This is a genomic window from Thermicanus aegyptius DSM 12793, assembly GCF_000510645.1.
Lineage (GTDB): Bacteria > Bacillota > Bacilli > Thermicanales > Thermicanaceae > Thermicanus > Thermicanus aegyptius.
In genome coordinates this window covers 1,179,148-1,197,904 of record NZ_KI783301.1, presented here as the reverse complement: position 1 = coordinate 1,197,904, position 18,757 = coordinate 1,179,148, and the positions used below count along the sequence as shown (strand labels likewise).

The 18,757-nt window shown below is 48.5% G+C and carries 18 protein-coding genes and 1 pseudogene; 7 read left to right on the top strand and 12 right to left on the bottom strand.

What is annotated here, in order from left to right; translation table 11 throughout:
* Positions 1-14: 14 nt before the first annotated feature.
* Positions 15-2,180 (bottom strand): copper-translocating P-type ATPase, encoded by a 2,166-nt coding sequence (locus THEAE_RS20200; RefSeq protein WP_245605533.1) that lies wholly within the window; start codon positions 2,178-2,180, stop codon positions 15-17.
* 606 nt (positions 2,181-2,786) lie between these two features.
* Here THEAE_RS20200 and THEAE_RS23860 point away from each other — a divergent pair.
* The 5 genes and pseudogenes from THEAE_RS23860 (at position 2,787) to THEAE_RS0106415 (ending at position 6,737) form a co-directional block, all read left to right on the top strand.
* On the top strand, positions 2,787-2,981 hold the full coding sequence (locus THEAE_RS23860; RefSeq protein WP_028986896.1) for a hypothetical protein: 195 nt from the start codon (positions 2,787-2,789) through the stop codon (positions 2,979-2,981).
* A gap of 70 nt (positions 2,982-3,051) precedes the next feature.
* A pseudogene (gene tnpB, locus THEAE_RS22475) lies at positions 3,052-3,329 on the top strand (IS66 family insertion sequence element accessory protein TnpB).
* Positions 3,330-3,578: 249 nt separating this feature from the next.
* Positions 3,579-5,588, top strand: a complete 2,010-nt coding sequence (locus THEAE_RS0106425) for a hypothetical protein (protein WP_028986895.1) — start codon at positions 3,579-3,581, stop codon at positions 5,586-5,588.
* A gap of 72 nt (positions 5,589-5,660) precedes the next feature.
* Entirely contained in the window at positions 5,661-6,302 is a 642-nt protein-coding gene (locus tag THEAE_RS0106420) for an ATP-binding cassette domain-containing protein (protein WP_028986894.1), read from the top strand.
* Positions 6,303-6,386: 84 nt separating this feature from the next.
* Positions 6,387-6,737, top strand: a complete 351-nt coding sequence (locus THEAE_RS0106415; protein WP_245605532.1) for a hypothetical protein — start codon at positions 6,387-6,389, stop codon at positions 6,735-6,737.
* A gap of 15 nt (positions 6,738-6,752) precedes the next feature.
* Here THEAE_RS0106415 and THEAE_RS23385 read toward each other — a convergent pair whose 3' ends face one another.
* Positions 6,753-7,031, bottom strand: a complete 279-nt coding sequence (locus tag THEAE_RS23385; RefSeq protein ID WP_028986892.1) for a hypothetical protein — start codon at positions 7,029-7,031, stop codon at positions 6,753-6,755.
* 27 nt (positions 7,032-7,058) lie between these two features.
* Positions 7,059-7,253 carry an IS110 family transposase gene (locus tag THEAE_RS23855; protein ID WP_211233480.1) on the bottom strand — a complete coding sequence of 65 codons (195 nt, stop codon included), beginning with the start codon at positions 7,251-7,253 and terminating at the stop codon, positions 7,059-7,061.
* A gap of 209 nt (positions 7,254-7,462) precedes the next feature.
* Here THEAE_RS23855 and THEAE_RS23850 point away from each other — a divergent pair, with 209 nt between their 5' ends.
* Positions 7,463-7,597: a DUF1731 domain-containing protein gene (locus THEAE_RS23850; protein ID WP_084213458.1), complete on the top strand. Its 135-nt coding sequence runs from the start codon at positions 7,463-7,465 to the stop codon at positions 7,595-7,597.
* A gap of 41 nt (positions 7,598-7,638) precedes the next feature.
* On the opposite strand, the gene THEAE_RS0106400 is transcribed toward THEAE_RS23850, so the two are convergent.
* From THEAE_RS0106400 to THEAE_RS20190, 4 genes are all read right to left on the bottom strand, one after another.
* On the bottom strand, positions 7,639-8,625 hold the full coding sequence (locus THEAE_RS0106400; protein WP_028986891.1) for a hypothetical protein: 987 nt from the start codon (positions 8,623-8,625) through the stop codon (positions 7,639-7,641).
* 636 nt (positions 8,626-9,261) lie between these two features.
* The gene (locus tag THEAE_RS0106390; protein WP_028986890.1) at positions 9,262-10,716 is read right to left on the bottom strand and encodes a YVTN family beta-propeller repeat protein; all 1,455 of its coding nucleotides are present in this window, start codon (positions 10,714-10,716) and stop codon (positions 9,262-9,264) included.
* 35 nt (positions 10,717-10,751) lie between these two features.
* The gene (locus THEAE_RS23845; RefSeq protein WP_425426421.1) at positions 10,752-10,913 is read right to left on the bottom strand and encodes a DUF2933 domain-containing protein; all 162 of its coding nucleotides are present in this window, start codon (positions 10,911-10,913) and stop codon (positions 10,752-10,754) included.
* A 238-nt stretch (positions 10,914-11,151) separates the two neighbouring features.
* Positions 11,152-12,612: a peptidoglycan DD-metalloendopeptidase family protein gene (locus THEAE_RS20190; RefSeq protein WP_039944301.1), complete on the bottom strand. Its 1,461-nt coding sequence runs from the start codon at positions 12,610-12,612 to the stop codon at positions 11,152-11,154.
* 244 nt (positions 12,613-12,856) lie between these two features.
* Here THEAE_RS20190 and THEAE_RS0106380 point away from each other — a divergent pair, with 244 nt between their 5' ends.
* Positions 12,857-13,756, top strand: coding sequence for a TIGR01777 family oxidoreductase (locus tag THEAE_RS0106380; protein WP_028986889.1), 900 nt, complete (start codon positions 12,857-12,859; stop codon positions 13,754-13,756).
* Between the two features lie 12 nt (positions 13,757-13,768).
* On the opposite strand, the gene THEAE_RS0106375 is transcribed toward THEAE_RS0106380, so the two are convergent.
* The 5 genes from THEAE_RS0106375 to THEAE_RS0106355 form a co-directional block, all read right to left on the bottom strand.
* A complete protein-coding gene (locus THEAE_RS0106375) occupies positions 13,769-14,044 on the bottom strand; it encodes a response regulator transcription factor (protein WP_245605606.1) in 276 nt (91 codons plus the stop codon).
* A gap of 27 nt (positions 14,045-14,071) precedes the next feature.
* The gene (locus THEAE_RS0106370) at positions 14,072-14,452 is read right to left on the bottom strand and encodes a response regulator (protein WP_028986888.1); all 381 of its coding nucleotides are present in this window, start codon (positions 14,450-14,452) and stop codon (positions 14,072-14,074) included.
* A 31-nt stretch (positions 14,453-14,483) separates the two neighbouring features.
* Positions 14,484-16,520, bottom strand: a complete 2,037-nt coding sequence (locus THEAE_RS0106365; RefSeq protein ID WP_028986887.1) for a chemotaxis protein CheA — start codon at positions 16,518-16,520, stop codon at positions 14,484-14,486.
* An 11-nt stretch (positions 16,521-16,531) separates the two neighbouring features.
* Positions 16,532-16,957, bottom strand: a complete 426-nt coding sequence (locus THEAE_RS0106360) for a chemotaxis protein CheW (RefSeq protein ID WP_028986886.1) — start codon at positions 16,955-16,957, stop codon at positions 16,532-16,534.
* A 93-nt stretch (positions 16,958-17,050) separates the two neighbouring features.
* A complete protein-coding gene (locus THEAE_RS0106355) occupies positions 17,051-18,652 on the bottom strand; it encodes a methyl-accepting chemotaxis protein (RefSeq protein ID WP_245605531.1) in 1,602 nt (533 codons plus the stop codon).
* Positions 18,653-18,757: the final 105 nt, after the last annotated feature.

Sequence of the window (18,757 nt, the reverse complement as noted above, 5' to 3'; positions counted from 1 at the left end):
TCATCTCCTTCACATCAAATTTTTTTCGGTTTAAATTTCCGAAGCCGGTTGGCGTTTGAAATCACCGTCACGGAGCTAAATGCCATAGCTGCGGCGGCAATCAATGGGGATAGAAGGATACCGAAGAGGGGGTATAGGAGGCCCAGTGCAATCGGAATCCCGATGGTGTTGTATATAAAAGCGCCGAACAGATTCTGGTATACATTCTTCATCGTCGCTCTGCTGATCTGTATGGCCAGTACTACCCCTGTTAAGCTGCCTCTCATGAGGGTAATGTCACTGGCTTCGATGGCCACATCCGTGCCTGTTCCGATGGCAATCCCCACATCGGCCTGGGTTAGTGCAGGCGCATCGTTAATTCCATCTCCCACCATCGCCACTTTCTTCCCTTCAGACTGAAGCTGATGTACGTGATGGGCTTTATCTTGGGGGAGTACATTAGCGAATACCCGGTCAATTCCCACCTGTTTCGCAATCGCCTGGGCGGTACGTTCGTTATCCCCTGTGATCATCACGACTTCAAGTCCCATTTTCTTCATCTGTTGAATCGCTTCCTTGGAATCCTCTTTGACGGTATCGGCCACCGCCACGATTCCCACCATCTCTCCTTGAACGGCCAAGAACATGGGGGTCTTTCCTTCGTCCGACAAACGAAGGGCTAATTCTTGAAGGTGTTCATATGGGATTCCCTCTTCCTGGAGTAAACGGATGTTCCCGAAGACCACTCTCTTACCATCGATGATTCCTTCCACCCCATGGCCGGGAATGGCATTAAAATCCGTCACCTCCGCCAATGAAATTCCTTCTTTTTTGGCCCCCTCAACGATGGCTCCGGCCAAAGGATGTTCCGATCCTTGTTCAATGGACGCAGCGATGCGGAGAATTTCATTTCGACTTAACCCGCCCGTAGGGACCACATCCGTTAATGAAGGCTTTCCCTCTGTGATGGTTCCCGTTTTATCTAAAACAACCGTATTGAGCTCTTTGGCCACCTGCAATGCTTCGCCGGAACGGATTAAAATCCCGTTTTCCGCCCCTTTGCCAATGCCGGTGGTAAGAGACATGGGCGTCGCCATTCCCAAGGCACAGGGGCAAGCAATGATTAAAGTGGTTACGGCCACGATCAGGGCATACATGGCGCTCGGTTCAGGTCCGAAATTATACCAGAGGATATAGCCTAGAATGGCAAGGATGATTACGGTAGGAGTAAAGATGCTTGATACTTGATCGACCACTTTTTGGACGGGAATTCGGGAAGCCTGCGCTTGTTTCACCATCTCCACGATATTCGCAAGAGCGGTTTCTCCCTGCTCCTTCGTCACTTTGAACTTGAAGCTTCCGGTTTTATTTAAGGTACCTCCAAAGACTTCCTGCCCCGGCTCTTTTTGCACGGGCAGCGATTCACCGGTCAACATCGATTCATCAACGGAAGAACTTCCTTCCAAAACGATCCCATCCAAGGCGATCTTCTCTCCCGGACGCACGATAATCACGTCGCCAACGGTAATTTCCTCAATAGGGATCTCCACCTCTTGACCCGAACGGATCACTTTTGCCGTTTTGGGCTGCAATCCGATCAGTTTCTTTATCGCTTCGGAGGAACGTCCCCTGGCCCGGATCTCCATGGCTAATCCCAGCACGACCAGAGCGGTTACCACAGAGGTGACGTCGTAATAAATCTCCGACATTTCCTTACTCGGGAATAAATCGGGCCATAACAAAGCGACCCCTGAATAAATCCACGCCGCGGACACACCGATGGCGATCAAGGTATGCATGTTGGCTTGACGATGCTTCAATCCTTCCCAAAAACCAATGAAAAACTGGTTTCCACTGTAGGCCAACACCACCAGATTGAGGAGGCCGACGATCACCCTCGACCACCACAGAAGAGAACTGCCAGCTGGGAGGATGTCCCGAATCCCAGGAATAAAATTGGGATAAGAGACGAGGATGGTAGGAATGGAGATGGCGAAAGCGAACCACCATTTCCGCATCAGGGAATGGTATTCCTCCTCTTCCGGGGATGTCTCGGCGGGATCATCTTTTTTCTTCGCCATCGTAGCGGCGGCCATCCTCCCCTCCTCCCCATGATCGTGGGAAGCAGCGTGGTGATGCATAGGATGGGTACTCCCTTGCCCGTGACATGATGATGCGTGACTCATTTTTTGGGTATCCATGGTTTAATCCCTCCTTGAATGCCTTCGTTGCTTTAAGAATAAACCGTGAAACTGAATCACTTCTGAAATGTAGATAAGAAATTTCTAAGAAAGAATCATTATTAACATTCACTCAATCTACCATTTTATGATTTTCAATCCACTGCCAATTTATCCATCTCCAAGTTATCATCACCTCAATTAGATTTAAATATCACCGGCGACTAAAAGACACAGGCATCACCAGACGTTTCCGGAAAAAAGGTCATTGGCATCAACCTTCTGAGGCGATCCTTTAGACTTAGCATATCAGGAGATCGTGAGGAGAATCTGAATTAAACCTGAAAATGAGATAAAAAAGAGAGCGGATATTCTTTTCAACATCCGCCCCTTCGCCCGGTACCGGTCAATCTATCGTCATAGTCTCCCAAAAGAAAAAAGTAAGCCATACCGATCAACAATAGCTGCCTCATCCTTCACGATCTCTGATGGATCGGGAGGATGAGAACTTTTAAGAGGGGTTTTGTTAAATTTGGAAGACTCGTGTAGAAGCCTACCGGGCTAGCGGACAGCGCATCGGAATGGTGTGCTGCCCATCAAGTCACTCCACGACAGCTTTGGTATTGGATGAAGAAGCTTAAAAAGGTCGAAGAAATCTCGTCCCGTTCCCAGTGGGTTTCCCTTCATGTAGATCATGCGATAAAAGAAGAAGGGAGGGCTTCCTTACTCGTCCGAGTGGGTTCGTTTGTTATCGAAGTGGGGCTTGGGTACAACCCATCTCTCTTAGTGGACGTGGTAAGGACGCTGAAAACCTTATGCTAAACGACATCCATCTCGATCACGCTATCTTGTCTGCGGGAGAACCGACCTTCGGAAGTCCATTGACGGATTAATGGTCCTCGTCAAGGAAGAGTTCCAATTGGATCAGTTCTCCCCTTCTCTTTTTGTGTTTTGTAATCGAAAGCGGGATAAACTGAAGATTTTCCATTGGATCACAACGGGTTCTGGCTCTATTACAGGCACCCTGAGCGGGGAACCTTACAGTTGCCGGAAGAACCGAACTCCACCCCGTTAAAAATTAACCGCCTTCAGCTGCGTTGGCTTTTGGACGGCCTCTCCCTCGGAGGGCAGCAAGCATATCCTGAGGTTACGTCCCGCAGAAAGGTATGAAAAACGTTTAGCGCGAAGCCACCCTGTACTCGATGCTTTTTTCGCATGGCTTCAGGCCATGGATTCCCAAGTCCTGCCCAAAAGTGTCTTTGGGCAGGAGGTTTCGTACAATACGCAGTCCAAAGCCTGTTGCTTAGATCTTTGATTTCTATTAATCTAAGATTGAGATAATTGATTGAGATCATTCGCTCCCCTCCTCATGGGATGGGGTGCGCCTTTTTTCATTCAGTCCATGGGGAGAAAAAGATCGTGCATAAGAGAATTGTGATCGCGGTTTCGGTGTTGTTGTTCGTCCTTTTCGCTGTGGTGGCGGTGGTGATTACCGATTTACATGACCGTTTTTTTCCGGAGCAATTGGGGGTTCAGTCGAAGGTCTCTCTTGACTTTAGTGATGCGGGCATGTCGGACGAGGAGGCATTTCGGCAGCTTGGGTCAATCAGTGACCGGCTAGGGCTTGGGTTGATGAAGGTTGCTCCGGATCTGGGCGGCGACCGGTCGGGCCAGGTCTTCGTGAAGGTAGGTACCCAGGGTTCCTTTCCGGAGAAGATCCGGCGCTTCGGACATCAGCCTGACGCCGAGATACGGGATAGCAAGGCGCTGGCGCATTCTTTCGCAAATGGCGATTATCTCGTGACGGGCAAGACGACCCGTCTTGACGAGTTCAAGGACTGGTTGACGGCACACCGGGTCCATCAGCGGTGGAGCGGGGAGACGTTTAGCATGATTCTGCAGTTCTTGGTCATTCAGAGCGATTTCGGGATTACGCTTCTCGCAGCCGTCGCCCTGATGGTCTCTTTGGTCCTGTACTGGCTTGCGGTCAAAGCCAGGGGACGGGCGTTGCGCATGCTGGCAGGCGTCTCGACGTGGCGCATCCAGTACGAAGACCTCGTCGGTTTCCTGGAGGCCATGGCGATCGCTGCCGTGAGCTTAGACATCTTTGCCGTCACCTATGTGGGTCAAGCCCATGGCTGGGTCTTCGTGCCTTACTACAGCAAGGTATTATTGGCATCCGAGGCCATCGTCATCCTTGCAACGATGGGATTCGCTTTTGCCCTCTCCGTAGCCTCGTGGCCGAGTCCCACCATGCTTGCGAAGAGAGAGCCGGCGGTCAAAAGCTTGCACAAGAGTTCGGTGGTCCTCAAGGTTGTGACCTTCACCCTGGTCCTCGCAACGGTCGCCCCTGCATTCACGGCGTACACGCAGTCCAAGCAGGCCGCAGAGGAGCAAGCCATGTGGAATGCCTTGGCAGATCAAGTCGTGCTTTCATTTCCAACTCGTGCCGGAGTAACAAGCGGGGAGGAAGTGGAAAGCAATTTTCAACAACTGATGCCCGGTGTGGGTGACATGGTACGAGCGGCGGAGGCGCGCAATGCCGTCGCGCTCTCGAATACGTATCCCCCTAATTTTTTAAGTATGAATAAGATCGACATTACTCCCTACCGTTACCTAACCATCATCAATCGGAAGTGGCTCGACCTGATGTTGGACGGTAACCGCGACGGAGAAACTCAGGGGAACCGACCGGTACCCGGACTCGTCCCACTTTCTCTCGATCAGATTCCGGAGGATGCCAAACAGTTTATCAAACTTTATTTATTGCATTCGTCGCGAAACCAAAAGAATCAAAGCGAAGTGTTAAACAAAATCAAGTTCTATCGTTATTCTGGGACGGAAAAATTCCCTTTTGTCAAAATGGGCGGGGAGCTTGTCTTCCCCAAAGCCAATGAAGCTCTCATTCTCCTTGTGCCTGGAGTGTATGAGGTGTTCGATGATAGCTATCTTACTTCTATCGCTTCTTCTAGAGAACTTCTCTTCACCGGACTGGAGGCGACCCAGAGGCTACTAGCGGAGCGTGGCTTGCAGGGAAGAATCCTGGTAAAGTACATGGCCGAAGAAGGCATTCTGCGTGCGCAGGTCGCCACCTATTTCGCCTGGCTGCGGGCAGGGTCGCTGGTCGCTCTAATCGTGGCGCTTACCATCGCCGCTTCGATCGGGGCGTTTATCACCGCCGTGCTGAAGGCCAAACGGGACTTTCCCCTTCGTCTTGACGGTAAGTCTTGGTGGATGATCCTGAGAGAACGAGTGATGGAAGAATGGTTTGCCGGAGCCGCAGTGACGCTCTTGGTCATGCTGCTCCAAGGTGCACAAGGTATTGCCTTCGTCGCCGCCACGGGGGCTATGGTGCTTCTCCTCTTGCCGCTGGTTCATTTCGTAGCCGCCCGCTGGGTGTTTACGAAAGTCAGCCTTCGCCGATTGTAAATGAGGGCCGATTGTAAATGCCGGTTGTAAATAAGGATAGACTGTAAATGTGGATAGGGGGAATGCGGCTTTATGCGCATCGAAGCGGACGAAGTCACGATGGTTATCGATGACCGGAAGATCATCGAGGGAGCCAGTTTGATATGCGCACCCGGGACGATGACCGCGCTCATCGGTCCCAGCGGCGCCGGCAAAACAACGCTGCTCCATTTGCTTGGGCTGCTTTTGCGGCCGACCGGCGGGCGCGTACTGGCAGACGGGAAGGACACGACAGGCTGGGGGGCACGGCAACGCCGGCTCTTCTGGAAGAACCATGCTGCCTTCATCCTTCAGGATTACGGGGTCATTGAAGAGGAGTCCGTTGCCTTCAACGTGACCATGACATCCAGTCTTTTCGGTTCCCGGGTAGGAGGCGACCAGGAGTGGATGAAAGCCGCGCTCGCGGCAACCGGCTTAATCGGGAGGGAACGAGAGCCGGCCGCCCGGCTCAGCGGAGGGGAGAAGCGCCGTCTTGGGATTGCCCGTGCCCTCTACAAGGATGCTCAGGTCATTTTCGCCGATGAACCAACGGCCTCCCTCGACGACGGGAATAGTAGGCGGGTCATCGAATTACTCGTCTCACTCGCACGGCAAGGAAGGGTCGTGGTGGTGGCAACCCACGATGATGGGGTGGTTCGTGCCTCTGATGCCCACTACTCACTCGCGCGAACGTAATGCCGACACGCATCAGAGCGATCGCCGTAATCCTGCGTAGACAGAAGGAAGGGGATCTATTTGAAAAAACAAGGGAAGTGGATCGTGGCAATCTTGCTCGTAGCTGCCGCGGCTGCTCTGTTTTTGATTGCGGGGGCAGGCACGCTGCTTGATGTGATTCCGTTCCCTGGAAAACAGGACTTTGCCCGTCCACCATGCGAAAAGCTTCCGGATAAACGGTCGGTTGCCGAGGCATTCGCCTCGCACACAGACCTCGTTGCCCGCCTTCAAAACACCGGGCCAGGTGTAAAAGTGGAAGTGGCAACTCCATGTGAAGGTCATCCGGACAGGGCGCTCATCAGGATCTTGTACAAGACGAAAGCCGAACAGGATGGCATTTCTGCAATTCTTACCCAAGAGGGCTTTGGGGTCCCTGTGGAACCTGTCAGACATTAGGTTACTAATAAAAATCTAAAGGTCCCAAAATAATGGGCCTTTTTTTTGCATAATAAATCTTAATATAGTCCTGAATCCGTGAACCCAAAAAAATATCTTCCCTTTTTTATGGGAAGGAAGGGGAATGTAGCAATGCTTCACGAGGAAGTCGATCAGACGTTCGACGGACATCTCGGCCAGTTCTTCGGCCGATTCGAATTCCTCCATGACGGCCAGCGATGCGGCTGACAGCTTTTTTCTGCGAAACGGTCCGGTGATGCTGTAATCACTGAACTTGAGAAACAAGTTGGTCATGAGGAAGTTGCTATCCCGAGTCCAATCCTACATTAGGTGGTAGCGAGCTCTCGTCAGGCGCTGCAACGCCATGAGCGGTGCGCTCCACGTGAACGGATGCGGGAGATGTCCGGAACGAAGCTTGGCTGCGATGAACCAGGCATCGACCCGATCGTTCTTGGGGGCGTCCAAGTAGTGTGACTTTTTGAATTCCTTGACAAGACTGGGATTGAAGAGGTACACGTCTTTCCGCCGGACGCTGAAATCTAAGCCGTTTCCGTCGCATCTCCAACCCGGTCACAATGGATCGGTTCGGCCGGGAGATCTCCCGGATTCTTCATCGACCCCATTGGGTGCCGGTACCCGGCTCTCTGTTGAAGGTGGCTTACCCGGCTCTCTGTTGAAGGTGGCTTACCCGGCTCTCTGTTGAAGGTGGCTTACCCGGCTCTCTGTTGAAGGTGGCTTTGGGAGAAATGGAGCTCCTTCTTCTGGAAGGAAATAAAGCCGATTCGGCACCACTTCAACAACTCGGATATTCCTTTCAATATCCTATCCTTCGCCCGGCGCTGAAAAATCTATTCTCATAGTCTACCAGGATAATTTAGGTATACTAGTCAAATGATGTTTCTTAAGGAACGCTAAAGAATGAAACCATATTCTCATAAAAATGATCGATCTTGTATGCCTTCCCATTGTAAAGAATCATATCATCGGGAAAGATCCCGTAAGAGGGTTCTTCACTCGAAGCATTTTGAATGACGATCGCAGGAGGATCATCTCTCTTCACCGGCGCGATTGGTTTTTCCTTCTCAATTTGATTCAAGATTCGAACCAGTTCATCCAATCGATTATATTGATTATCCATTTTAAACTCGACATCGTTCAATCGTACTTTAAAGGATTGGACAGCAAAATTTCCTGTTCTTTCAAATTCATGAGGATCTTGCTTTTGGATGGTAATCCAGATATTTGGCGAAGAAAGTTTGATATGTCCTGCGATGTGATCTCTCAGCTTAACGGATGCGATGTCCGGAACGATCCAAGTCAAAACCAGTTCATTTCCAAGGTTCATTTCGAGATAAGGATAGCGAATGCCGTATATCATAGGAGGATCTTGTAAGGTGGTGGAGCGAGCCAGTTCATCCATGATGAATTTGTAAAGCTCATCCGTAACTTGTAGAGTTTTCCCATGATCTTTAATATGGATGTGAATCTTTGAAGCATTCATATCTTTGATGGTTAATTGTTGAATCTGATTAAACTGATTTTCAATTTGATTAAATAATGGGTTTAAATCCTCTTCGTACAGATATTTCACCGAATTCGCTTCAATTCCTCTCCTGTGAATGATATATGTTTGATCTCCATGGATTACTTTGAACAATGAATACCCCAAATCTTCATTGGTCTCTCTTGATTTGGAAACATAAGATTGTATATTTTCAATCAATGTTTGATCGGTAAGGGGAACCGTATACTCATCCTTGTACTGAACGACATTGGCATCAGTGTTCTGTATGACCGTCTGTTTTTCCTCTTTTACACATCCCGTTGTTAACATTCCAATGATGAACAAGATCATTAAAAATAATAGCGGTAACTTCCATTGCTTCATTTAGCCTTCCTCCCATCCTGTTTTAGACTTACAAAAGATAAAAAAATCTGAAACAATTTCATCAATACATGTAGAGACATCCGATTGATATCCGCCCGGAAAAGGGTTACCATGTGGACTTACCAATCGCCTCCTCTTCAACCGAATTCAAACCTTGCAATTTGATTATAAAGGTGCAATTATTGATATGTAAATAGGGTTTTAAGAAAAACAAGAATTTTTCTTAAAACCCTATTTTAAACGAACCAAAAGCGAGGAATGATGGCGTGATCCACAAGAAACCACAATAATTGCAGACATGAAATCGCATGACCCAGGAATAAAATAGCGAAGGGTATGATCTCCCACCCCAACAATTTAGCGCGAATGAAAGAGGACGGACATACCCTCCAAGGAGATTTTATGTGAACTCGCGAAGCGACTCTACAGGTCCCTTCATCTTATCTCGTTGATTTATGATCAAGATGAACCGAAGCTACACTCTCTCCGCATTCGTCTGTCAGAATCGTAAGTATCATCCGATATAGACCGAGCAAAAAAGCTCCTTACAACCATCAAAGAGTCTTATCCTTTGATCCCTTCCTATTCCCAGGAGATGCTTTTTCTCCTTTTGCAAAAGGAAACAATTAAACGAGTTTATCTAACACTCCATGTCAATAGAACGGGCGGTTCTCCAAGTCCGCCTATTTTCAAAGATAGTTGAGACGTTGAGGTTTTCTCAAATAAGGCCAGGTACTCCGGATGGTGGGAATCATTACTCGTCACCTGCCATTTCGCCGGTTTCATATTCTTTTCACGGTCATTGCTCAAAAAAACATTTTCCTTAATGGGTAGAGAGGATAGATCTCCCGAGTGAGTCGTGAAAGAAAGGAGAAAGATCTCGTATTTGTCAAAATCGGACTTGGAGATCCCATTGGACACAGGTCCTGTTTCCAGATCCTCCGGGATTAGACGAGCTGCCCTGATTTCAATAGACCCCACTTGCGCCATTTTTACCCTCTCCTGTTGAGGGGATATTGCATCTCTTTGAACGACAGGGACCGTCTTGTTCATTACGGACTCTTTCTGCTCTCCTGTTGCAGAGAAGACGTAATCTTCCAGAGAGATTTCATGCGGTTCCAAGCCCACAGGAATCTTCGCCACGACTTTTCGTTTCTTAACGTCGATCTTTACGACATCATTCGATTTCCGATTGGTCACATAGGCCCATCTTCCATCCGACGAAAAGGCTACGTGATTGGCATAAGCCCCTGTGGGGATGTTTGCCACTGTCCGCAACGATTTGATATCAATAATCGATACGTCATTGGAATTGTTATTTGCCACCCACGCTTCTTTACCGTCCGGCGACACCGTTACGCCGTGGGGAGCTTGGCCGGCACGAATTTCTCTGATCACTTTTAAGGACATGGAATCGATGACTGAAACACTATTTGATTTCACATTTGCAACAAAAACCAAATCTCCACTCGGTGTTATCGCTGCTTCATTTGGGGTTTGGCCTACCGGAATCACGTTGAGCAACCGGTTCGATCTCGTATCGATCACGGCAACCGTATTGCCATTCACATTCGTCACCCATACCTGAGAGCCATCGGCGGTTACCGCAACATGAGCAGGCCCCTCTCCCGTCCGAACAAACGCCACTTGTTGCATGGTCTCCGCATCAATCAACGCGAGACCCCCTCCTTTTTTCCCCAATCCTGCATTCAGGGAAACATAGAGCCGTTTTCCGTCCGGACTGATGTCGATGCCGTGAACTCCCTCGTTAAATTTTAGTTCTTTCACCTTTTGCTTGTTTTTTGTATCGATCGCCATCAGAGATTTCCCTTCAAACCCCGTTCCGACATACAATGTTTTTCCGTCGGGACTTAAAGCGATCCCGTGAGAAGCCTGGGAAGTTCCAAGGGATATGGTGTCTATCGTTTTCCCGACAGAAGGGTCAACCACAGAGACGCTTCCCTCTCCGGCATTGGGTACATAAAAGATCTCATCCGCATGTACGTCAGTTTCCCCCCTCCCTACTCCCCACCAGACAATCCCTGCTATAACCACAACGGCCAAAAGAATGAAGACCAGATTCCGTTTCATGTCAATCCACTCCATTCTACAACGAGATGATCAAATCACCGTTCATGTTCGTGGGCATGAGATGAGCTGCCGTTACCGGAATGACCGTGCCCGAATAGATGCATTAGCGGGCAGAGGAGGATCAGTCCATATAGAAGCCAATCCCATTTCTTAAAGATGAGTAGAGATACTGCCGACAATACAATCACCAAGATCATCATACGTTTCCAGAAGCCGGTCATTGGCATCAACCTTTCTGAGGCGGACTTTTTAGACTTAACATATCAGGAGATCGTGAGGAGAATCTGAATTAAACCTGAAAATGAGATAAAAAAGAGAACGAATTGGACATTTACGCTGCCCTTTAAAAAGGGGATTAAAAAACCCTTCTTCTATGAGAAACAGAAGAAGGGATTGACTCCTATTACGGAGAGGATGAGACTTCTCCACCGTGATTTACGGCTTCTCTACATATTGAAGGGGATTAAGCGCCTTCCCGTCTTTATAGATTCGGAAATCGAGATGCACTCCCGTCGATCTTCCTGTAGAGCCCATCACGCCAATGACATCCCCCTTTTTTACGGTTTCCCCCTCTTTGACCAAAAAACTTTTAAGATGAGAATAGCGCGTCTTATACCCGTTTTTATGATCAATGACGATGCTTTGACCAAACCCACCGGCCCAACCCGCTGATTCCACCACCCCATCATCAGCCGCTTTTATATCCAGATTTTTCGTACCGGCAATATCTATTCCGGCATGAAATCCATCCCAGCGGGAGGCGTATCCGGAGGTGATCACTCCCCCGTTTACAGGCCAGATAAAGCGACCACCATCCCCGGTGGCTCGAGTGGGTTGTGATGCGATGGTAACCCGTTTTCGTATCTTCGTCCCCACGGCGATCACTTCCGTCACCGGTTCCTTCAAGCGTTCAGTCTTGACGAGTTGCCGGTCAGTCTCCTCCCCATTTTCCAGGGTCACTTGGTAGATCTCTTTTTCCTCTCCCACTACGCCCTTTTGAATCACTTTCTTCTTTCCCTTGAGCAAATCGGCATCATTCTTGATTTGGGATGAGTAAGGGATACGTTTCGTGACCGTTTCTTCCTTTAGAGTGATCACCGTAAGAGTCGGTTTGCTTTTGGCCACAATGATCCTGCGATCGATGTCAATTTTCTCCTCTTGAATCCCGGGGTTTAACCGAACCAGCTCCTTTTCGCCAACCCCATGTTCTTTGGCGATGGACCAGAGCGTCTCCCCTTTTTTTACCGTATGTATGATTTCGTTCTCTTTATTTTGCATAAGACGATTCATAACTTCCTCTACTGTCATTAATTGAAACGGGTCGATTTTTCTCCCTTCATATGTAACCGGTTCCTTAAAAAATATTTGCTGTTTTCCTTCTAGGTCTGTTGCTTCATCCCGTTCGGAAGCGATCTGCACCGTCTTATCTTTATTCTGCCGGTTCGAAACGGTTTTCGGGAGGTAGTGAGCCTGATATTGGCCGAGAACCTTCTGGGCGATCTCTCGATCCTTCACATAACCGATCACGTTCCCGTCGATTTTGATGGCCACTCCGGGAATATAAAATTTCACCTTATCTTCTAGATATTGAAAAAGTTTCTCCTCATCGCCCTTTCCTAAAAAAATTCGTTCTTTTCGATAGGTTATGCGAAGATCCGTAAGCGGAAGAACCCCTATTTTATCCTGAATCTCTTCTTTCCTACTCTGTAGCCAATCGGCAACCACTTTCGGAGAAGAAACATAGCCGACCGCTTTCCCATCCGCCGTTACCTGATATAAATCTACTGTGTTGGCGTTTATCCCATAGAAAGCTCCTCCTGTAAATATCCCTAGAGCCAATAGACCGGTGATCAAATGCCGCTTTTGCCTTTTTAGCCGTTCTCTCTGCCTCTCCATCGCTTCCTCCTGCTTTCCGATTCTCTAAAGCCATCGTAAATAAAGATCATGAGCTGAACCTGAGATTTTGCTAAGAAATTTCTTAAGCCTCTCTTTCCTTTTCCACTCATTCGCACAGATTTAAGGATCGATTTTGCATCTGAATGATAGAAATGTTTTTGGGGAAATGAATTGGACTAAAAAAATGATATACTCTGAAAAAAGAGGGGAAACGTCCACGATCTATGAGAAGGAGGAGAAGAAGATGAGAATCGCCGTCACAGGCGGGACCGGTTTTGTGGGAAAAGCGTTGGCGAAGCGTTTCTTAGAAGAGGGAAATCAGGTGGTCATCCTGACGCGGAAAGCGAAAACGCAAGCGTACCAACCCAATCTCTCGTATGTGGAATGGTTGACGGAGGGAAGCCGACCGGAGGAGCATCTTAAGGATATCGACGTCTTCATCAACCTGGCCGGAGAGGGAATCGGCACCGGACGATGGACGGCGGGGAAAAAAGAAAAAATCCTCCATAGCCGGTTGAAAGCGACACAGGAGGTGATCCGGATCATAAAAAGCCTGAATAAGAAACCGAACCTGCTCATCAACGCCTCGGCGGTGGAGGCCTCCCTGCCTGACCGGCATGCCTCATCCTGGGCTGATCTTACAGGAATGGAATTTCTCAGTTATGTAGCTCGTCGTTGGGAAGAAGAGGCGCGCAAGGCGGAAGAAATGGGAATCCGAACGGTCCTTGCCCGTTTTGGAATCCTCCTCGGAAAAGAGGAAGGGGCACTGCCCAAAATGGTGATGCCTTATCGGTTCTTCACCGGTGGACGGGTAGGATCGGGGAAGCAATGGGTCTCATGGATTCACATCGACGATGTGGTGGGCCTAATCTGCCATGCGATAAAACATGAAGAGATCAGCGGGCCGATCCCCGTCACATCTCCCAACCCGGTCACGATGGATCGGTTCGGCCGGGAGATTGCCCGGATTCTCCATCGACCCCATTGGTTGCCGATCCCCGGCTTTCTGTTGAAGGTGGCTTTGGGAGAAATGGCGCTCCTTCTTCTGCAAGGAAATAAAGCGGATACGGAAAGACTCCTTGGGTTAGGATATTCTTTCCGTTATCCCGATCTTTCCCCTGCGCTCGAGGATCTGCTGAAATAGAATCATGTTCTTTTATTCAAGTGATGCCCGTAGAATCAAGGCCAACAATTCCCGACTGGAATTGGTTCTCGTCTTGATCATAATATTCTTCAAATGATTTTTAACCGTGTGCTCCGAAATTCGTAATGCTCGGGCCAACTCCCTATTGTTATACCCGTACAGTGAGATCTTTTTAAGTAGTTCCATTTCCCGCCGGGTCAAATGGAATTTCTTTTGCAGCGTCATCGCTGCTTTAGCCAATCTTTGATTCGTCGCATCGCGAGATGTCCCAGTCAACGAAAGGCCCATGATGGTCACCTTCCTCCCTCCTACTCCCTATTTCCTGTCCGCCATCAGTAAGGCGGCCGCTTTAGATACGGCATTCAGAAATCGGATTTCATCAACCGGCTTCACCACAAAATCAAATGCCCCGGATAGAATCGCTTCCTTCACCATCCCTTCCTGCCCCATCGCGGAAGTCATCAAGATCATCGCTTTCGGATCAAAGGCCCGAATCGCTTTGGTTGCTTCGATACCATTTTTAATGGGCATCGTGATATCCATCGTCACCAGATCAGGTCGAAGTTCCACATATTTAACAATCGCTTCGTTGCCATCTGTCGCCTCATCCAGAACGATATGTCCCAACGATTCCAAGAGGTTTCGTATTCTGATGCGCATAAAAGCAGAATCATCGACAATCAGTACTCTCATCATTCCACCTTCATTTCCACCCGGTTTATTCACATCACCACTTACGACGGATCAATTGATCGATTCCCGCCGTTTCGAGGATTAAGGCCACCCGACCGTCTCCTAAGATGGTAGCTCCCGATATCCCCACGACTTTGCCTATATAAGTTCCTAAAGATTTAACGACAACCTCTTGATTCCCCATCAATTCATCCACCATCAAAGCGAACCGTTTTTCCGCAATGCCCACCACAACGATCGGATGGTGGTTCTTTTTTTGCGGTACCCGGGGAAGGTGAAAATAATCGTGTAACCAAATGACCGGCAAAACTCGATCCCGGATGACCACTACCGTATCTCCTTTGATGGTTTGGACCGCCTCCGGCGGCATACGGACAATTTCCACCACACTGCTCATCGGCAGGATAAAGGTCCTTCCGCTTAACTTGATGAGTAAGCCGGTAATAATCGCCAGTGTTAAAGGGAGTTTAATTTTAAAACGGGTCCCTTCCCCCGGTTTGCTCTCAATGTCGATCACGCCGTTTAATTTTTCGATATGATTCCGTACGATATCCATTCCGACACCCCGTCCGGAGATGTCACTTACCGACGAAGCCGTGGAAAATCCCGGACGAAAAATCAAGTAGACCGCTTCTTGATCGGAGAGTCTCTTCAGTTCCTCTTCCGTAATGATGCCTTTAAGGCGGGCCGATTCCTTCATTTTAACAGGATCGATTCCGGCACCATCATCTTCTACCGTGATAACCACCTGGTTCTCTTCATGGGCAGCTCGAATTCGAAGCCGGCCTTTGGTTGTCTTTCCTAATCGTTTCCGTTCCTCCGCCGGCTCTATGCCATGATCAACCGCATTGCGGATTAAATGAATGAGAGGATCGGTGATTTCTTCGATCACCGTTCGGTCCAGTTCGGTTTCACCTCCTTCAATGACCAGATCGACCTCTTTCTTTAACGACTGGGCCAAATCGCGAACCATCCGGGGAAAACGAGTGAAGAGTTGTTCGATGGGAAGCATGCGAACTTTCATGACACTATCCTGCAGTTCAACGATCACCCGGATAAGATGATCGGTAATATGTCTAAGTTCATCCACATTTTCATCCGATAAATAACGATGATGTAAAACACGTTCAACCTGACTGATTCTGGTTTGGTCGATAACCAGTTCCCCCACTAAATTCATCAAGTTTTCCAACCGTTCCACGTCCACCCGGATGGTTTGCGCGCCTCTTCCCCTTTCCGCGATCGTTGGGCTGATCGTCCTTTTTTCCGGCTCATCCGAGGGAATGGACATACGCTCAAACCGATGACTTTGCTTCAGCGGATGATAGTTAGAAACGGTTACATCCGTAATATCCATCAGGGATAAAAGGGCCTCTTTCAACCGGGAAGGGTCGGCATCCGTTGCCAGTAAAAAACGAAGTGCCGTGAAAGAAAAAGATTCTTCCCTTCTGAGTTCTTCGAGCGTGGGGGCGGCTTCCAGAAGATCACCCCATGCGTCCAACTGATTGTGAATCACTAAACCGCGAGCCGATTTCATGGGACAATCGGGAGAAAGATGTACTTCAATCTCGTAAACCTTCAGGCCGCTTTCCAGTGCGTCTTGAACTTTTGATACAATCGCTGGATCTCCGGTGAATAGGAAAGCCTCCGGTACTTCATTCCTTCCTTCTACTGGATCAGCCTCCCCATCGGCAGCGTGTTGCAGTTCTTCGAGTAATGGGCCGATCTCCGTATACGTCCCCACACCTTCGGCAAATTCCGCTTTTAATACCCTCAACTGATCCAAACCTTTAAATAACAAATTGATCAGTGATTTTGTTGCCCGCAAGTGGCGATTCCGCAAACGATCCAAAACGTGTTCCAATTCATGCGTCAACCGCTTCATCTCATCGAAACCCATGGTGGCCGATGATCCTTTTAACGTATGGGCGGCCCTAAAAAGGCTCTGTATCGTCTCTTCCGACTCTCCATATTGCTCCAGCTTCAATATTTCTTGTTCCATGATTTGGAGTTGTTCTTCAACCTCGTCTAAAAATAGACCGGTCAACTCCGGCAAAGATGATGACTCCATTTTTTCATCCCCTACTCGGAAAGTACCCGTTCCATCATCAATATGCTGACCAAACCATTCTGGGTGTGTCCGATCCCTGAGAAAAAGGACCCTTTGACCTTACCCATCTTTTCCGGCGGAGGCTGGATGTCCGTGATGGTCGTTACTTGGTTCACCCGATCCACCACAATTCCCACCATCTCATTGGCATGATTCACGACAACGATACGGGTTGATTTCGTATAGGATTCTTCCCCCAAGCCGAAAAGGTTCCGCAGACTGATAATCGGCACGATTTTCCCGCGCAAATTGATTACGCCTTTCACATAAGGCTTGCTGTTGGGGATCTCGGTAATGTCCTGCATTTTGATAATTTCATGGATGTCATAAATATTTAAGGCATATCTTTCCTTTCCAATGCCTACCTCAATATATTGGTTTTGTTGATCGGTCTCCATACCATTCACCCTCTTACGTTTCTATGGAAAAGAGGGGCTATCCCTAGATGATGGATCGATGTTGGAACAGTCCCTCGATTTGCATGGAAAAAGTTAGTTAATTTTAAAGATCGAAACAGCGTTGTTTAATTCCTCGGCCATTTGGGCTAAAGACTGAGCCGCCGAAGCGGTCTCTTCATTGCTTGCGACTGCTTCTTCCGTGGCTGCGGAGATCCCCTCAATCAAACTCATCACCTCAGAAGATTGCGCGGCCTGCTCCTCGCTAGCGGCGGCAATTTCCGTGACCCGACGGGCCGACTCGTTCACCATCGACAGGATTTCCTCAAATGCTTCTCCGATCTTTTGCGAAGCGGACGTTCCATCCTGCACCGCCTTTACGCTCTGCCGGGTATTTTCCTGCATCCCTTTAATAATGGCGGTAATCTGTTTTGTCGCCTCGCTGCTCCGTTCAGCCAGTTTACGCACCTCATCCGCCACCACCGCGAACCCACGCCCTTGGTCCCCGGCCCTCGCCGCTTCAATCGCCGCATTTAAAGCGAGCAAATTGGTCTGATCGGCAATATCGTCGATGACTTCAATAATTTCGCCGATTTTATTCGAATCATCCTCCAATCGAGACATATGTTGATTCACCAAACTCATGCCCTCAATCGATGTGCGGACCACTTTACCTCCCTCTTCTGCGATATCCCTTGTCCTGTTCGATAAATCTGACGCCTGCTCCGCGCTACCGGCAACAGCATTAATGGCCGTATTTAATTCTTTAAAAAGTTCGCTCATCGTTTGTGCGGAATTCGCCTGGCTGGTACTTCCGCTGGCAATCTCTTCAGTGCTGGCCGAGATTTCTTCCGATGCGGAGGAGACACTTTCCGCCGAAGCCAGGATCTTACCGACGATTTCCCGCAAACTCAACACCATGTTGTTCATCGATTGCGCCAGTTGCCCGATCTCATCCTTCGTCCTTATATCTACGGTCTCCCGCAAGTCTCCTTCCGCCACCTTACTCACCAAGCCAACCACTCGATTTAGGGGTTTCGCAATAACTTGTGAGATAAAGTAACCCAAACCGATGCTGAGAAGGAATGAAATGAGGATGACTGAAATGGTGATGACACGTGACGTGGAATAGAGGTTTTTCCCCTCCTTCTCCGCTTGCACCGCGCTGTTGGTATTCAAAACGATTAAATCATTTAATGCCTTCTTTAAGTCATCCCTCGCTTTCATATACCCCCCATTTAACAGATAGTTCGTAAATTCAGCATCGTTGCCGTTCAGGCTAAGTTGAACCGCTTGTTCAATCGTATTCTTAAAATTCTGCCAAGCCGGCCCCACCTTTTTATATAATTCTTCATGTTCCTTTTGATCAAAGGAACGATTCCCATAAGTGGAAATGAGGGATTCAATCTCTTTTTTCACCCCTTCCATCGCTTTCAAGGTATCCTCTTTCTCTTTCTGTGTCTGATATACATAGTGCATCGCCAATAAGCTGGTTCTTAATTGCTCGAATCGCGACTCGATATCTTTCACTTCGCTGATGGGCACCAGCCGTTTATTGTACATGTCGTCCAGACTGGAATTCAATTTTTCCATATTCATCAATCCATAATACCCGACAAACACTAAAATGAGGGCCAGAACCACAAATGCGGAAATCAGTTTCACAGAGGTCCTTAAGTTTAAAAACCAACGCAACATCCTATCACTCCATTTTCATCATTTTTAATAGACCGATACGTAATAAGAAGATCAATCCTTCCCCTATTGCGAATCTTCCCAAAAGAGTTCATGATTCAGGTTTGC

Coding starts and splice junctions, on each gene's coding strand:
- THEAE_RS20200 (WP_245605533.1), bottom strand. CDS start 2,180: ATGGATACCCAAAAAATGAGTCACGCATCATCATGTCACGGGCAAGGG.
- THEAE_RS23860 (WP_028986896.1), top strand. CDS start 2,787: ATGAAGAAGCTTAAAAAGGTCGAAGAAATCTCGTCCCGTTCCCAGTGG.
- THEAE_RS0106420 (WP_028986894.1), top strand. CDS start 5,661: ATGCGCATCGAAGCGGACGAAGTCACGATGGTTATCGATGACCGGAAG.
- THEAE_RS23385 (WP_028986892.1), bottom strand. CDS start 7,031: ATGACCAACTTGTTTCTCAAGTTCAGTGATTACAGCATCACCGGACCG.
- THEAE_RS0106400 (WP_028986891.1), bottom strand. CDS start 8,625: ATGAAGCAATGGAAGTTACCGCTATTATTTTTAATGATCTTGTTCATC.
- THEAE_RS0106390 (WP_028986890.1), bottom strand. CDS start 10,716: ATGAAACGGAATCTGGTCTTCATTCTTTTGGCCGTTGTGGTTATAGCA.
- THEAE_RS23845 (WP_425426421.1), bottom strand. CDS start 10,913: ATGATCTTGGTGATTGTATTGTCGGCAGTATCTCTACTCATCTTTAAG.
- THEAE_RS20190 (WP_039944301.1), bottom strand. CDS start 12,612: ATGGAGAGGCAGAGAGAACGGCTAAAAAGGCAAAAGCGGCATTTGATC.
- THEAE_RS0106380 (WP_028986889.1), top strand. CDS start 12,857: ATGAGAATCGCCGTCACAGGCGGGACCGGTTTTGTGGGAAAAGCGTTG.
- THEAE_RS0106375 (WP_245605606.1), bottom strand. CDS start 14,044: ATGGGCCTTTCGTTGACTGGGACATCTCGCGATGCGACGAATCAAAGA.
- THEAE_RS0106370 (WP_028986888.1), bottom strand. CDS start 14,452: ATGATGAGAGTACTGATTGTCGATGATTCTGCTTTTATGCGCATCAGA.
- THEAE_RS0106365 (WP_028986887.1), bottom strand. CDS start 16,520: ATGGAGTCATCATCTTTGCCGGAGTTGACCGGTCTATTTTTAGACGAG.
- THEAE_RS0106360 (WP_028986886.1), bottom strand. CDS start 16,957: ATGGAGACCGATCAACAAAACCAATATATTGAGGTAGGCATTGGAAAG.
- THEAE_RS0106355 (WP_245605531.1), bottom strand. CDS start 18,652: ATGTTGCGTTGGTTTTTAAACTTAAGGACCTCTGTGAAACTGATTTCC.